Below are 13,929 nucleotides of genomic sequence, written 5' to 3' on the forward strand. Positions count from 1 at the left end.
CCCCGTAGCCAGGGGGAGGGGCGGCGGGTCAGGGACTTGGCGGGGACGGCCAGGTCGATGTCCGGGAGGCGGTCCAGGACTACCTCGATGGCTGTGCGGGCTATTACCTCCGCTATTTCCTGGGCCGGGAACGGGCAGCGGTGCTCGCCGTGGCCGAAGGAGAAGTGTGCGCTGTTGCCACCGGTGAGGGCGGAGCTGTGGGTGCGGACCTGGGGGTCGTGGTTGGCCGCCTGGAGGCCGAGGAGCAGGAGGTCACCGGCGCGTACGGCCCGACCCCCGAGCCGCGTGTCGCGGGCGGCCCAGCGTCCGGCCACGTTCTGGGTGGGCGTGTCCTCCCACAGCACCTCGTTCATGGCCTCGGCGACACTGCGGCGCCCGCCGAAGAGGGAGGCCGCGAACCGCTCGTCCGTGAGCATCAGCCGCAGTGAGTTGCCGATCCAGTCGGTGGTCGGCTGGTGCCCCGCGGCCATCATGACCATCAGGTCCTGGGTGATCTCCTCGTGCGTGAAGCCGCCGGTGCCCCCTCCGCCACGCCCTCCCGCGTGTCCCCGCGCGAGCATCCGGCTGACCACGTCGTCCGCGGGCCGCGCCGCCCGGTCCGCCACCAGGTGGGCCATCGCGGCGGCCACGTGCAACTGCCCGGCGATGGCGTCCTCGTGGCCGTCGACCATGTCGTTCAGGGCGGCGACGAGCCCGGGGCCCTGTTCGTCGGCGAAGCCGTAGAGAGTGGCGAGGACGCGTACGGGGAGCAGGGCCGCGTAGTCCGCGACCAGGTCCGTCGCGCCCTTGGCGCACACCGCGTCGATCAGTTCGTCGGCGAACCGCTCGGCGAGGGTGCGCAGTTCGAAGGCGTCGACGGCTTCGAGGGCGTCGCTGACCATCGCGGCCCGCTCGCGATGGCGTTCGCCGACGGTGTAGAGGATGGACGGCTGGCCGCGTCCGATCAGCGGCAGCAGCGGCCAGCCGTCGGGGACGCGGTCCCACTGGTTCCAGAGGCCGGAGTCCCGGCTGAACAGCACGGGATCCCCGGTGACTTGGTGCAGCTCGCGGTAGCCGAGCACTAGCCACGCCGGGATGTCCCCGTCGAGCAGCACCGACGCCACGGCACCGTGCTCGCGCCTCAACTCCCGGTACAGCTCGGCGGGTTCGGCCAGGAACCGGGGCCCGTTGAGGCGTACGGGGTCGGGGTTCACTGGGTCAACTCCGGTGCGGGTGTGGTGACCGCGGGTGCGGTGACCTGGTCCTGCGGCGTACCGGCGGCGCCCTCGGCCGCGTACGGACTCCTGGCGGCCCGCACCCTCTCGATGACCTGCGGGTCCTCGGCGAGGTACAGGCTCTTGATGTGCTCGACGAGGGTGATCAGGACACGCTTGCCGGAGTCGCGGGAGCGTGCGTCGCAGTCGACGAGCGGGATGTGCGGGGCGAGGTCGAGGGCGTCGCGGACCTGTTCGAGCGGGTGGGCGGGGCCGCCGAAGTCGTTGCGGGCGACGATGAACGGCGTACCGAGGCGTTCGAGCCGGTCGATGGCGTACCAGGAGTCGTCGATACGCCGGGTGTCGACGAGGACGACCGCGCCGAGCGCGCCGGTGAAGAGCCGGTCCCAGAGGTACCAGAACCGCTCCTGGCCCGGCGCGCCGAAGAGGTACAGCACGGTGCGCGCGCTGAGCGTGATGCGGCCGAAGTCGAAGGCCACGGTGGTCTGGGACTTGCCGGGCACCGCGCTGATGTCGTCGGCCGTCCCGCCGGCCCCCGTGAGCGTCTCCTCGGTGCTGAGCGGACGGATCTCGCTCACCGAGTGGATCATCGTCGTCTTGCCCACGCCGAAACCGCCCACGACCACGATCTTCAGCCCGTTGTCGGCGGACGCCTGCAGGGGCGTACGAGCTTCGGGTGCGCGGTCCTCGGGCGCCTGGTCCTCGGGGGCAGGCGCGTCGGACGTACCGGTGTCCGGAGTTCGGACGACGACGGTGGCGGCGGTCGGTTCAGAGGTTGCGGAGTCCAACGAGCACCTGCTCCAGGATGTCGGGATCGGGGCGGCCGGCGATTTCGGCCCTGCGCGGGTGGCGCGCGCTGACGCGGCCCTCGGCGAGGAGGTCGGAGAGCAGGATCTTCGTGATGCTGACCGGCAGCCGCAGCTCCGCGGCGACCTCCGCGACGGCGGTGGGCCGTTCGGCGAGGCGCAGGATCGCCGCGTGCTCCGACTGCATGCCGGGGACCGCGGCGCTCTCGGCCACGACCAGGGTCACCAGGTCGAACGGGGTTCCGGGCGTGGACCGGCTGCGCCCCTGCGTGACGGTGTAGAGCCGGTCGGGCGCGTCGTCCCTGCCCGGCCGGCTCATGACGTACGTGGCTGCGCGCTCAGTGACGTATGGGGCTGTGAACTCAGTGACGTACGAGGTTGTGAACTCAGGTGTTCGCCGAGCTGTTCCACGAGCTCGGCCATGTTGTGCCCGACGAGCCCCGGGTCCGCCTCCTCGGCCGTGACCAGGGCCAAGTGCGCGCCCTCGCCCGCCTCCACGATGAACAGCACCCCGCCGTAGAACTCGGCCATCGCCGACCGTACGCCCCCGGTGCCGTCCCCGAACTCCATGGACGCCCCGTGGGACAGCGACTGGATACCGGCGGCGATCGCGGCGAGCTGGTCGGCCTGGTCGACGGAGAGTTCCGGCGTACGGCACAGCTTCAGGCCGTCCCGGGAGAGCACGAGCGCGTGCCGGGCGCCGGGGGTGCGCGCCAGCATGCCCTGCATGAGCCAGGTCAGCTTCTCCTCCGTGGAAGCGGAGGAGTGGGTGGTGAGGGATGCGGATGCGGCGACGGCGGCCGTTGCCGTGCTGCCGATGGGGCCGGTGGGGCCGGTCATGAAGTGGGGTCGCTTTCCGGGTGGGAGGTGGCAGGGCTGGTACGGGCTTGTACGGGCTCCTCCGCCGACGTCCCTCGGACGGCTTGGCGGAAACTGCTGAAGCGGGCGGCGCGGGTCATCACGTCGTCGGGCCCGGAGCCGGGGGCCTCGCCGGGGGCCTCCGGGGAGTAGGGGGTGCCGGAGCGGTCGGCACTGTCGGTACCGGCGGAACCGTCGGAGTCGGTACGGCTGTTGAGCGCGGCCGGGGGTCTGTTGCGGGAGCGCTGGGCCTCCAGTTCGGCCTCCGCCTCGGCGAGGGTGCGGCCCCGGTGGCGCTTGGGGAGGCTGACGAGGGGGTCGGCGACCACGGGCTGGAGCGGGGAGCCGTGGGCCGGCACGGGCTCCGGGTCCAGGTCGGAGAGGGCGTGCGCTGCGGCGTACGACTGCTGGGGGCGGGGCCAGGGCTGGGGCTGGGGCCAGGACTGCGACGCCGGGTCGGCCGCCTCGGGCTCGTGACCGTGACGGGCGATGTGGGTGTCGTGTGCCTCGTGGGTGTCGGGGGCACGGTGAGCACCATGCGTTCGATGGGTTCTGTTGGCCCCATTGGCCCCATTGGCCCCATTGGCGCCATGGGCCTCAGGGGCGTCGTGCGTGGCCGGAATCGGGACCCAGGCCACGGCCGGGCCGGGTGCCGAGGCCGGGTGTGCGGCCGGTGCCTGGGGCGTGGCCGGTACTTGGCTCGGAGCCGATGCAGTCGCCGCAGTTGACGCTGAGTCAGACGCCGAGGACGAGAACGAGGCCCAAGCCGACGTCGGGGCATCGCCGGTTGTCGAGGGCGCCGTCGGAGTCGCGGTGGAGGCCCAAGTCGGCGTCGGAGCAGCCTCCGGAGCCGAGCCGGCCGTCGACGTCGGCTTCGTAGCCGACGTCGAGGCCGAAGTAGGCATCGAAGCCGACGTCGAAGAGGAAGCCGAAGCCGAAGCCGAAGAGGAAGCAGAAGTAGGCGTCCAAGTCGGAGCCTGCGAAGGCGAAGGCGTAGCCGTAGGAGTCGGCGTTTGCGTAGCGGTCGCGGCCGGGCTCGCGAGGATGTCCTGCGGGATGAGCATCAGGACGCCCGTGCCGCCGCGTGCGGAGGGGCGGAAGGAGACCTTCAGGCCGTACTTGCGGGAGAGGCGGCCGACGACCGCGAGGCCGAGCCGGGTGCCGCTGAGGCCGCCGAGTTCCGCCTCCTCGCCGGAGACTGCGCGTTCGGCGCGGCGCAGCTGCACCTCGCCCATCACCAGCCCGCTGTCCTCCACGGAGACGATGACTCCGGCCGGAACCTCCTCTACGTAGACGTGCACTTCGGCCGTGGGAGGCGAGAAGTTCGCGGCGTTGTCGAGGATTTCGGCGAGTGCGTGCATGACGCCCTCGGCGGCGTGCCCGGCGACGGCGGCCTCGCTGGACGAGTGCACGCGTACGCGCTGGTAGCCGCTGATCCGGCCCATCGCGCCGCGCAGGATCGACTCCATGACGATGGGCCGCGCCCAGCGGCGGCCCGAGCGCGCGCCCGCGAGGACGGCGACGGAGTCGGCGAGACGGCCCGCCTGTGCGGTGCGGTGGTCGAGGTGGAGGAGGTCGGTGAGGACGTCCTCGTCGGCGTGCCGCTCCTCCATGGCGCGCAGGTCGGCGAGCATGCTCGTGGCCAGGGCCTGCAGCCGGCCCGCGGTGTTGGCGGCTGCCGAGATCGCGGCGGAGCGGTCGGTCCGGGCCTGCCGCAGTTCGTCGGCCACGCGCGCGTGCTCGGCGCCGAGGCGGACGCGCTCCCGGTCGAGTTCGGCGGCCAGGCGGACCTTCTGGTGGGTGTTCTGCTCGGCGAGGCGGGCGCGTTCGCGGGTGTGCTCGTCCGTCAGACGCGCGCGTTCGCGCGCGGACTCCTCGGTGAGGCGGGCGTGCTCCTGGAGCAGCCGGCCGGCCTCCTGGGACACCGCTTCGAGGCGGCGGACGAGTAATCGCGAGGTCGCCATGGAACGGCTCGCCAGGGCGACGGCCGCGCACAGCAGGATGACGCCCGCGCTGCCGCCCCAGGCGAGGGGCACGCGCACCGACGCGGGGGCCAGGGCGACCGCGGCGCCGACGGCGAGCGCCGCCGGTACGGCGGCCAGGAGCGGGGCGAGCACGACGGCACGCAGGCGTGGTCGCTCGCCTCCGAGGTGCGCTGGGGACGGCCGATCTGGGGTGGGGCGCGCTTGCGGGGTGGGCGCGGTCATGAATCGTGTCCTCGGTCGTGTCCTGGGCGGGATGCGACACCTGGTGCTCAACTGGCGGTCACTATATGGGAGTTCGTGATCGGACCGGGCAGGATTCGTGCCCGCTTTCACAAGTCGTCCCCAATCCGGGGGCCGGCCCTCCTTCGTCCGCCGGGGGTCACTGTCAGTGACGGGGGGCATTCTTGGAGGCATGACGGAAATGGATCTCGGGGAGCTGCGGTCGGAGCTGCGGAAAGCCGTGCGCGGAGAGGTCGCCTTCGACGTGACGGCGAGGGCGCTGACCACCATGGACGCGTCGAACTACCGGCGGGTGCCGCTCGGCGTGGTCGCCCCGAGAGACGCCGACGACGTGGCGGCGGCGCTGTCCGTCTGCTCCCGTCTCCGCGTCCCGGTCGTCGCGCGCGGTGGTGGTACGTCGATCGCGGGACAGGCGACCGGCACGGGTGTGGTGCTGGACTTCACCCGCCACATGAACCGCGTCGTGTCCCTGGACGCGCAGGCGCGCACGGCCGTGGTCCAGCCGGGCGTCGTCCTGGACCGCCTCCAGGAGATGGCCGCGCCGCACGGCCTGCGCTTCGGGCCCGACCCGTCGACCCACAGCCGGTGCACGCTCGGCGGGATGATCGGCAACAACTCGTGCGGGTCGCACTCGGTGGCCTGGGGCACGACGGCCGACAGCGTGCGCGAGCTGTCCGTGGTGACGGCGAGGGGCGAGTTCCTGTCACCGGGCAGGTCCTGGTCGGGCGCTCCGGAGGGGCTGCGGGCCCTGGTGGAGGGCGAGCTGGGGCGGCTGCGCACCGGTTTCCCGGACCTGCCCCGCCGGATCTCGGGGTACGCGCTGGACGCGCTGCTTCCCGAGAAGGGCGCCGACGTCGCCCGCTCCTTCTGCGGCTCCGAGGGCACCCTCGGCGTGCTGACGGAGGCGGTCGTCGCGCTGGTCGAGGCCCCACGCGCGCGTGCGCTGGCCGTACTGGCCTACGCCGACGAGAGCGCGGCGGCCGAGGCAGCCGCGGGCCTGCTGCCGCACCGGCCGCTGACGGTGGAGGGCATGGCGGCCGATCTCGTACGGGCGGACGCGGGCCTGCCCAGGGGCGGCGCCTGGCTGTTCGTGGAGACCGGCGGCGGGACGGCGGCGGAGGCACGCGCGCGTGCGGACGCGATCGTGCGTGCCGCGGACGTCGTCGACTCCCTCGTGGTCACCGACCCGGCCGGCCAGCGGGCCCTGTGGCGCGTCCGCGAGGACGCGAGCGGCACGGCGACCCGGATGCCGGACGGCACCGAGGCCTGGCCCGGCTGGGAGGACTGCGCGGTGCCCCCGGCCCGACTCGGCCCGTACCTGCGGGACTTCAGAGGGCTGCTGACCTCCCACGGCCTGCGCGGCACGCCGTACGGGCATTTCGGGGACGGCTGCATCCACGTACGTATCGACTTCGATCTCCTCTCCCGCGAGGGCATCGGCCGCTTCCGCCTCTTCTCGGAGGAGCTGGCGGAGCTGGTCGTCGCCCACGGCGGCTCCCTCTCCGGAGAGCACGGCGACGGACAGGCCCGGGCCGAACTGCTTCCGAAGATGTACGGGGAGGAGATGGTCGCCCTCTTCGAGCGGGTCAAGGCGGTGTGGGACCCGGACGATCTGCTCAACCCGGGAATGCTGGTCCGGCCCGCCGCCCTGGACGAGAACCTGAGATTCGCCGTCCTCCCGCGTGAGCCGGTGGACGTGGCCTTCGGCTATCCGCACGACGGCGGGGACTTCTCGGCGGCGGTCCGCAGGTGTGTGGGCGTCGCCAAGTGCCGCACGGAGACGGCCGGTCCGGGCTCCGGCGTCATGTGTCCCTCCTTCCGCGCGACCGGCGAGGAGGAGCACTCCACGCGCGGGCGGGCCCGCCTGCTGCACGAGATGCTCGCGGGCGAGGTCGTCACCGACGGCTGGGCGTCCACGGAGGTCCGGGACGCGCTGGACCTGTGCCTGTCCTGCAAGGGCTGCCGCTCCGACTGCCCGGTCGGCGTCGACATGGCCACGTACAAGGCGGAGTTCCTGCACCACCACTACGAAGGCCGTCGGCGACCGGCCGCGCACTACACGATGGGCTGGCTGCCGGTCTGGCTCGCGACGGTGTCCCGCCTGCGCCTTGCGGGCCCGGTCAACTTCCTCGCTTCGGTACGTCCGTTGGCGGCCGTCGCCAAGCGGCTGGGCGGGATCGCGCCCGAGCGGGAGATCCCGCGGGTGGCGGGGGAGACGTTCACCCGGTGGTGGGGCCGCAGAGCCAGGGCGCAGGCACGGCAGGAGCCGCGGGCGGGCCACGTCGAGCACGAAGAGCACCCGGACGGCGGCCTCCCCAAGACGGTCGTCCTCTGGCCGGACACCTTCACGGAACACCTGTCACCGTCCGTCGGGAAGGCGGCGACGCGAGTCCTGGAGGCGGCGGGGCTGAGAGTCCTGCCGTGGCCGCCGAGGGAGAGGCGGCTTCTGCGGGTGCGGGCGGTGGGCGGGTGGCTTCGGCGGAGGCCGGCCGTGGGATCGAAGCAGAGGCCGAGGCCGCTACCGGGCCGGACGTCCGGCGACGGAGTGCGGGTCAACGCGACTCCGCAGGGCGCTGCGAGTCCGCTGGCCGTCACGAACTCGTCGGCCGCCACGTCTCCGCCGACTGCCCCGAACTCGTCGGCCGCCACGTCTCCGCCGACTGCCCCGAACTCGTCGGCCGCCACGTCTCCGCCGACTGCCCCGAATCCGCCGGTCGCCCCGAATCCGCCGACTGCCCCGAATCCGCCGGTCGCCCCGAATCCGCCGGTCGCCCCGAATCCGCCGGTCGCCCCGAACTCGCCGGTCGCCCCGGACCTGCTGGCTGCCCCGGACCTGCCGGTTGCCGCTAATCCGGAGGGCGCTGCGAGTCCGCCGGATGTCGAGAATCCGTCGGCCGTCCCGAATCCGCCGGTCGCCCCGAACTCGTCGGCCGTCCCGAACCCGATGGCCGTCCCGGACCTGCCGACAGCCCCGGACCTGTCGGCCGTCCCGCGGGTGGCTCCGCGCGGTCGGGTCTGCTGCGGTCTGACCTATGTCTCGACGGGCCAGCTGGACCGCGCCCGCAAGGTGATGCGCCGGACCCTCGACCTGCTGCACCCGCTCGGGGATCCGTCCGTCCCCGGGGAGCCCCCGCCCATCGTCGTCCTCGAACCCAGCTGCGCTGCCGCCCTGCGTACGGACCTGCCCGAGCTGCTGCCCGACGATCCGCGTGCCCAGCGCGTGGCGTCGGCGGTCCTGACCTTCGCGGAGGCGCTCGAACGCCACGCCCCGCACTGGACGCCGCCCCGCCTGGACCGCCCTGTCGTCGGTCAGACCCACTGCCACCAGCACGCGATTCTCGGCGACGCCCCGGACCGCCGCCTGCGCACGGCAGCGGGCCTGACCGGTGAACTCTCCGGCGGCTGCTGCGGGTTGGCGGGCAACTTCGGCTTCGAGAAGGGGCACTACGAAGTGTCGGTGGCCTGCGCGGAGGAACAGCTGCTGCCCGCGGTCCGGGCGGCGGGGGAGGAACCGGTGGTCCTGGCGGACGGCTTCTCGTGCCGCACCCAACTGGAACAGTTGGAACAGCTCGGAGGCCGGAAGGGCAGACACCTGGCGGAGGTGTTGGCGGAGGGGCTGGACGACTCCGAGAACTAGGCACGGCCCCCATATCCAGGCGTGGTGCAGATCAAGCCTGCGGCGCGCCGCTGTCAGTGGTGCCGTCCGCGGTGAGGGTGGTCGTCCTGTCTCCCGCCGGGGCCGGGGCCGCCACCGGAGCCGTGACCCGGGTCCTGAGGCAGCGGCTGAGGGCGATGCCAACTGCCGCACACGCACAGGTCATCCACCAGGTGGAGTGCCAGCCGCCGGTGCGGGTGGCCAGCCACGCGGCGAGGGCGGGACCGACGAAGCTGCCGGTGTTGAAGAGCTGCTGGATCAGGCCCATGGTGGCGGGGGCGGAGCCGCCTGTCGGTGTCAGTTCACCGATCATGCGCAGCAAGGTGGCCGGTATCGCGCCGCCGGTCAGCGAGAAGGCCACGACGCACAGGAACTGCCAGGTGGTACCCGCGGGGACGGTATGCCAGTCGACTGCGAAGGCCGGCAGGGATGTGGTGGCCATGAGGGCGAAGGCGGGGACGAGGAGGGCGCGGGCGGGAAGGCCGCGTTTCATGAGTGCCGCGGTGGTGATCGAGCCGATGGCGTTCGCCGCGCCGACAACCGCGCTGAGGACGCCCGGCCAGCTGCCCGCCATCCCGCCGTCGCGGTAGATGGTGGGCAGGAACCCGACCACTGCCATCCACGGAAGGGTGTAGCAGGCGAAGACGAGGCCGGCCGCCCAGGGAGCGGGGGCCCGGACGGTACGGCCGATGCGGGCGAGGGCGGACGCCGCGCCTCGGCCACCGCCCGCGTTTTCGCGGGGAACACGGGCGGCCGGGATGTCGCCGGGATCGCCGACCGGGACGTCACGGGGAACGCCGACCGGGATGTCGTGCGGTACGCGGCCGGGGACGTCGTGGGCAACGTAAGCCAGGTCGTCGCGGGAAACGCGGCCCGGGACGACCCGGGGAACGTAAGCCAGGCCGTCGCGGGAAACGTAAGCCAGTTCGTCGCGGGGAACGCGGGCCAGGACCCAGGGCAGCGGCACCAGTACGAGAACAGCCATCGCCCACCACCACACCCGCCACGGCACCACCTGCAGGACAAACGCGCCGGTGATGAGTCCGGCGAAGGTGGAGATGCCCTGGTAGGCGCCCCAGAAGCCCATGGCCGTGGTGAGGCGGCCAGGTGGGGTGCTGCGGCGGATCAGCCCAGGGCCGGTCACCACCACCAGGATGAAACCGGCACCCTCGACCGCCCGGGAGCTCAGCAGCGAGCCTGCTGACCAGGCGAAGCCGCCGCCGGCCGATCCGAGGAACAGCAGGACCAGCCCCCCGCTCAGACAGCGGCGCTCGCCGATCAGTTCGGCCAGGAGCGAGATGGCCAGTCCACCGAGCATCCCGGCCAGCTGGATGATCCCCAGCAGGGTCCCGGCCTGGACCAAGGTCAGCGACAGATCCTGCCGTAGGAACGGGATGGCGGGCGGCAGCTTCCACACCTGCAGCCCGGCGGCGACCCCGGCGGACACGACGACGATCCAGGAGCTGCCGGTGCCGGTGCCAGCGCCAACGCCCGTCCCAGCGCCAACGCCCGTGCCAGCGCCCGTGCCCGTGGGGCGCGTCTTCAAGGCCATGGCAACGGTCCTTCGTCGGGGCGGAGGGGGGCGGAACGCCTCACCACCTTGACCACAGCCCATGTCATCCGCGCAATACAGGCCCAATCCAGTGCGACAGATGCTCAACGGAATGGATTCTGGGTGTCAAAATGCACACCATGACAGTGACGGACCCCTTGATGGACGCCTTGGACGCCCGGATCGTCCTGGCCCTGGACGAGGCCCCGGACGCCACGATCCTCGCCCTGGCCCAGACCCTGGGCGTGGCCCGGAACACCGTTCACGCGCGGCTGCGGAGGATGGCCGCCGAGGACGCGCTCAAGCCCTTCAGCCGCCGCGTCGATCCGGCCGCCCTCGGATACGGCCTGGTGGCGTTCATGTCGCTCACGATGAGCCAGGCCGAGCCCGAGAGCGTCCACGAGGGACTGCTCGCCCTCCCCGAGGTCATCGAGGTCCACTACACGACCGGCGACGCCGACCTCCTCGCGCACGTCGTCGCCAAGGACACCACCGACCTGCACCGCATCACCAAGGCGATCCTCGCCATCGACGGCGTCGACCGGACCAGTACCGCCATCTCACTGGCCGAGGTCATCCCCTACCGCCCCCGGTCCCTCCTGCACCGCCTGGCCAACGGATGAAAAGGGCTGGACCGGATGATGCCCGGGCTTGTAGCTTCCAGGCGACCGTGACACCGCCCGAGGAGGTGAGACCCATGAACGCTCTATCGATATGGGTGCTCCCCCTTCCCGTCACGCTTCCCGTCACGGCCGGCGATTGACGTAGGTGTCGCCGGGAGCGCCTTGCCAACAAGGCACTCCTGAAAGGCAACACCTATGAACTCACCACAGTTCACCGCCGAGCCGTCGGCGACGAATACGTACACGGCGACGGATACAGAAACCGCGTCGGATGTGGCGTCGGATACGGGTACCGCGTCGGATTCGGTCACATTCGACGTGATCATCGCCGGGTGCGGGCCGACCGGCGCGATGCTGGCCGCCGAACTGCGGCTGCACGATGTGCGGGTACTCGTTCTGGAGAAGGAAACCGAGCCCGCGTCGTTCGTCCGCGTCGTCGGTCTGCACATTCGCAGTCTTGAGCTGATGGCGATGCGCGGACTGCTGGACCGCGTTCTCGAACACGGAAGGCGGCGTCCGGCCGCCGGATTCTTCGCCGGCATCGGCAAACCCGCGCCCGAGGGCCTGGATTCCGCGCACGCCTATCTGCTGGGCATCCCGCAGCCGGTCATCGTCCGCCTGCTCGAAGAGCACGCGATCCAACTGGGCGCGCAGGTCCGGCGCGGTTGTGCGGTGACCGGGTTCGAGCAGGACGACGAGGGTGTGACCGTCGAGCTGGCCACCGGGGGCAGCAGCCCAGCCAGCGAGGACGTACCCGGCGGGGGAGGCGAAAAGCTGCGTACCCGCTACCTCGTCGGCTGCGACGGCGGGCGCAGTACGGTGCGCAAACTGCTCGGCGTCGGCTTCCCCGGCGAGCCCTCGCGGACCGAGACGCTGATGGGCGAGATGGAAGTGGCGGTGCCGCAGGAGGGGATCGCCGCGAAGGTGAGCGAAATCGGTGAGACCAACAAGCGATTCTGGCTCAGGCCCTTCGGCGGAGGGGCGTACAGCGTCGTGGTCCCCGCCGCGGGCGTAGCCGATCGCGCGGAACCGCCCACCCTTCAGGATTTCAAACAGCAGCTGCGGGCCATCGCCGGAACCGATTTCGGTGTGCACTCCCCACGCTGGCTGTCCCGCTTCGGGGACGCCACGCGGCTGGCCGAGCGTTATCGGGTCGGGCGGGTGCTACTGGCCGGCGATGCGGCCCACATCCATCCGCCCACCGGCGGACAGGGCCTCAACCTGGGCGTTCAGGACGCGTTCAACCTCGGCTGGAAACTGGCCGCACAGATCCGCGGCTGGGCGCCGGAAACACTGCTGGACACCTACCAGGCCGAACGTCATCCGGTCGCCGAGGACGTGCTGGACAACACCCGCGCCCAGATGGAACTGCATTCCCCCGAACCGGGCCCGCAGGCCCTGCGCAGGCTGCTCACCGAACTGATGGACATCGACGAGGTGAACCGCCGTCTGATCGAGAAGATCACCGCGATCGGCATCCGCTACGACTTCGGCGACGGCCCCGACCTGCTGGGCCGCCGCCTGCGCGACATCGAGGTGAAACAGGGCCACCTCTACGGTCTGCTGCATCACGGCCGCGGCCTCCTGCTGGACCGCACCGCACACCTGACCGTCGGCGGCTGGTCGGACCGGGTCGACCACCGCGCGGATCCCACCGCGGCACTGGATGTTCCGTGTCTCCTGCTACGCCCCGACGGCCACGTCGCCTGGATCGGCGACGACCAGCAGGACCTGGACGCGCATCTCTCCCGCTGGTTCGGCAAACCAGCCAACTGATTCCGGCGCCAGGTCACTCAGGACATTTCACAGCAGCGTAAGCCGCAAAACTGTTGTACAGCCCTGACTGGGTCCATTACCCTGGACCGGCAAGTTCATCACGATGCACTGCAACGTACAACAGCTCTCGACCCGAACCTCCCTGGACGGCCCCGTGAACATCCCCAGCGCTGACCGGTCCCCGTCGGTCACCGACCCCACGGCCGCCGTCGCCGGGCCGACCCCCGTATCCGACCCGGGGGTCGGCTCGACGGCCGGCCCGCGAGGGATCCGGGCCCTCGGCCCCGTGGGACTCGTGCTCGCCGGAGGCATCTCCGTCCAGTTCGGCGGCGCCCTCGCCGTGACGCTCATGCCGCGCACCGGAGCGCTGGGCGTCGTCACGCTCCGCCTCGTGGTCGCCGCGATCGTGATGCTCGTGGTCTGCCGCCCCAAACTGCGCGGGCACTCACGCGTCGACTGGGGAACCGTCGTCGTCTTCGGCATCACGATGGCCGCGATGAACGGCCTCTTCTACCAGTCGGTCGCCCGCATCCCGCTCGGTCCGGCCGTCACGCTGGAAGTGCTCGGCCCCCTCGTGCTCTCGGTGGTGGCCTCCCGCCGCGCCCTCAACTTCGTCTGGGCCGGTCTCGCCCTGGGCGGCGTCTTCCTCCTCGGCGGCGGAGGCTTCGACAGCCTCGACCCGGTCGGCGTCGCGTTCGCCCTGTCGGCCGGCGCCATGTGGGCCGCGTACATCGTCTTCAGTGCCCGTACGGGCCGACGCTTCCCGCAGGCCGACGGGCTGGCGCTCGCCATGGTGGTCGCGGCCGTGCTGTTCCTGCCGCTCGGCCTCGTCGAGTCGGGCACGAAACTGCTGGACCCGACCACGATCGCCCTGGGCTCCGCCGTCGCCGTCCTCTCCTCCGTGCTCCCCTACACCCTTGAACTCCTCGCCCTCCGCCGCCTGCCCGCCTCCACCTTCGCCGTCCTCATGAGCCTCGAACCGGCCGTCGCCTCCATCGCAGGCTTCCTCGTCCTGAGCCAGACCCTCTCCATGACGGAAGCCCTGGCGATCACCCTCGTCATCGCGGCGAGCATGGGTGCGGTACGGACCCAGGTGGGCCGGGGCAGGGCCAAGGGGCTGGACTCCTAGACGCAGCCCGGGGGAGGCGGGACCCGAGCGCCGCTGGACACCGCCCCGGCGGCGAGAGGCCCGGGCGCCGCCGACCGACCGGCTCCTCCCC

At 72.0% G+C, this 13,929-nt stretch carries 9 protein-coding genes and 1 pseudogene; 4 read left to right on the top strand and 6 right to left on the bottom strand.

All coding sequences use genetic code 11. The features are described 5' to 3' along the window. The 5 genes and pseudogenes from AOK17_RS21060 to AOK17_RS53970 all read right to left on the bottom strand — a co-directional run. Nucleotides 1-1,193 (bottom strand): cytochrome P450 (locus AOK17_RS21060; protein WP_055614070.1); only part of this gene is annotated, 1,193 nt, incomplete at its 3' end. Further along, entirely contained in the window at nt 1,190-1,873 is a 684-nt protein-coding gene (locus tag AOK17_RS21065; protein ID WP_107102461.1) for a GTP-binding protein, read from the bottom strand. The genes AOK17_RS21060 and AOK17_RS21065, both read right to left, overlap by 4 nt. Before the next feature lie 109 nt (nt 1,874-1,982). Further along, complete coding sequence (locus tag AOK17_RS21070) at nt 1,983-2,339, bottom strand: DUF742 domain-containing protein (RefSeq protein WP_055614071.1); 357 nt, start codon at nt 2,337-2,339, stop codon at nt 1,983-1,985. Beyond that, nucleotides 2,336-2,749: a roadblock/LC7 domain-containing protein gene (locus AOK17_RS21075; RefSeq protein ID WP_055614074.1), complete on the bottom strand. Its 414-nt coding sequence runs from the start codon at nt 2,747-2,749 to the stop codon at nt 2,336-2,338. The genes AOK17_RS21070 and AOK17_RS21075 overlap by 4 nt, the downstream gene beginning before the upstream one ends. Nucleotides 2,750-3,866: 1,117 nt before the next feature. Then, nucleotides 3,867-5,085: pseudogene (locus AOK17_RS53970) on the bottom strand (sensor histidine kinase); the annotation flags it as partial. A 190-nt stretch (nt 5,086-5,275) separates the two neighbouring features. Here AOK17_RS53970 and AOK17_RS52330 point away from each other — a divergent pair. Continuing rightward, nucleotides 5,276-8,740 (top strand): FAD-binding and (Fe-S)-binding domain-containing protein, encoded by a 3,465-nt coding sequence (locus AOK17_RS52330; protein ID WP_245697261.1) that lies wholly within the window; start codon nt 5,276-5,278, stop codon nt 8,738-8,740. A gap of 31 nt (nt 8,741-8,771) precedes the next feature. Here AOK17_RS52330 and AOK17_RS21090 read toward each other — a convergent pair whose 3' ends face one another. Beyond that, a complete protein-coding gene (locus tag AOK17_RS21090; protein ID WP_079053183.1) occupies nt 8,772-10,310 on the bottom strand; it encodes an MFS transporter in 1,539 nt (512 codons plus the stop codon). A gap of 140 nt (nt 10,311-10,450) precedes the next feature. Between AOK17_RS21090 and AOK17_RS21095 the strand changes: the two genes are divergently transcribed. The 3 genes from AOK17_RS21095 to AOK17_RS21105 all read left to right on the top strand — a co-directional run bounded on the left by AOK17_RS21095 (nt 10,451) and on the right by AOK17_RS21105 (nt 13,838). Next, nucleotides 10,451-10,933, top strand: coding sequence for an Lrp/AsnC family transcriptional regulator (locus AOK17_RS21095; protein WP_055614075.1), 483 nt, complete (start codon nt 10,451-10,453; stop codon nt 10,931-10,933). Nucleotides 10,934-11,128: 195 nt separating this feature from the next. Next, nucleotides 11,129-12,709 carry a rifampin monooxygenase gene (gene rox / locus AOK17_RS21100; RefSeq protein ID WP_055614072.1) on the top strand — a complete coding sequence of 527 codons (1,581 nt, stop codon included), beginning with the start codon at nt 11,129-11,131 and terminating at the stop codon, nt 12,707-12,709. Between the two features lie 103 nt (nt 12,710-12,812). Then, entirely contained in the window at nt 12,813-13,838 is a 1,026-nt protein-coding gene (locus AOK17_RS21105; RefSeq protein WP_055614073.1) for an EamA family transporter, read from the top strand. Nucleotides 13,839-13,929: the final 91 nt, after the last annotated feature.

It is taken from the genome of Streptomyces phaeochromogenes (assembly GCF_001418655.1).
Taxonomy (GTDB): domain Bacteria; phylum Actinomycetota; class Actinomycetes; order Streptomycetales; family Streptomycetaceae; genus Streptomyces; species Streptomyces phaeochromogenes.

Bases quoted from the DNA above. Each gene is read 5' to 3' on its own strand.
- AOK17_RS21070 (WP_055614071.1), bottom strand. From the start codon at position 2,339: ATGAGCCGGCCGGGCAGGGACGACGCGCCCGACCGGCTCTACACCGTC.
- AOK17_RS21075 (WP_055614074.1), bottom strand. From the start codon at position 2,749: ATGCAGGGCATGCTGGCGCGCACCCCCGGCGCCCGGCACGCGCTCGTG.
- AOK17_RS52330 (WP_245697261.1), top strand. From the start codon at position 5,276: ATGACGGAAATGGATCTCGGGGAGCTGCGGTCGGAGCTGCGGAAAGCC.
- AOK17_RS21090 (WP_079053183.1), bottom strand. From the start codon at position 10,310: ATGGCCTTGAAGACGCGCCCCACGGGCACGGGCGCTGGCACGGGCGTT.
- AOK17_RS21095 (WP_055614075.1), top strand. From the start codon at position 10,451: ATGACAGTGACGGACCCCTTGATGGACGCCTTGGACGCCCGGATCGTC.
- rox (WP_055614072.1), top strand. From the start codon at position 11,129: ATGAACTCACCACAGTTCACCGCCGAGCCGTCGGCGACGAATACGTAC.
- AOK17_RS21105 (WP_055614073.1), top strand. From the start codon at position 12,813: ATGCACTGCAACGTACAACAGCTCTCGACCCGAACCTCCCTGGACGGC.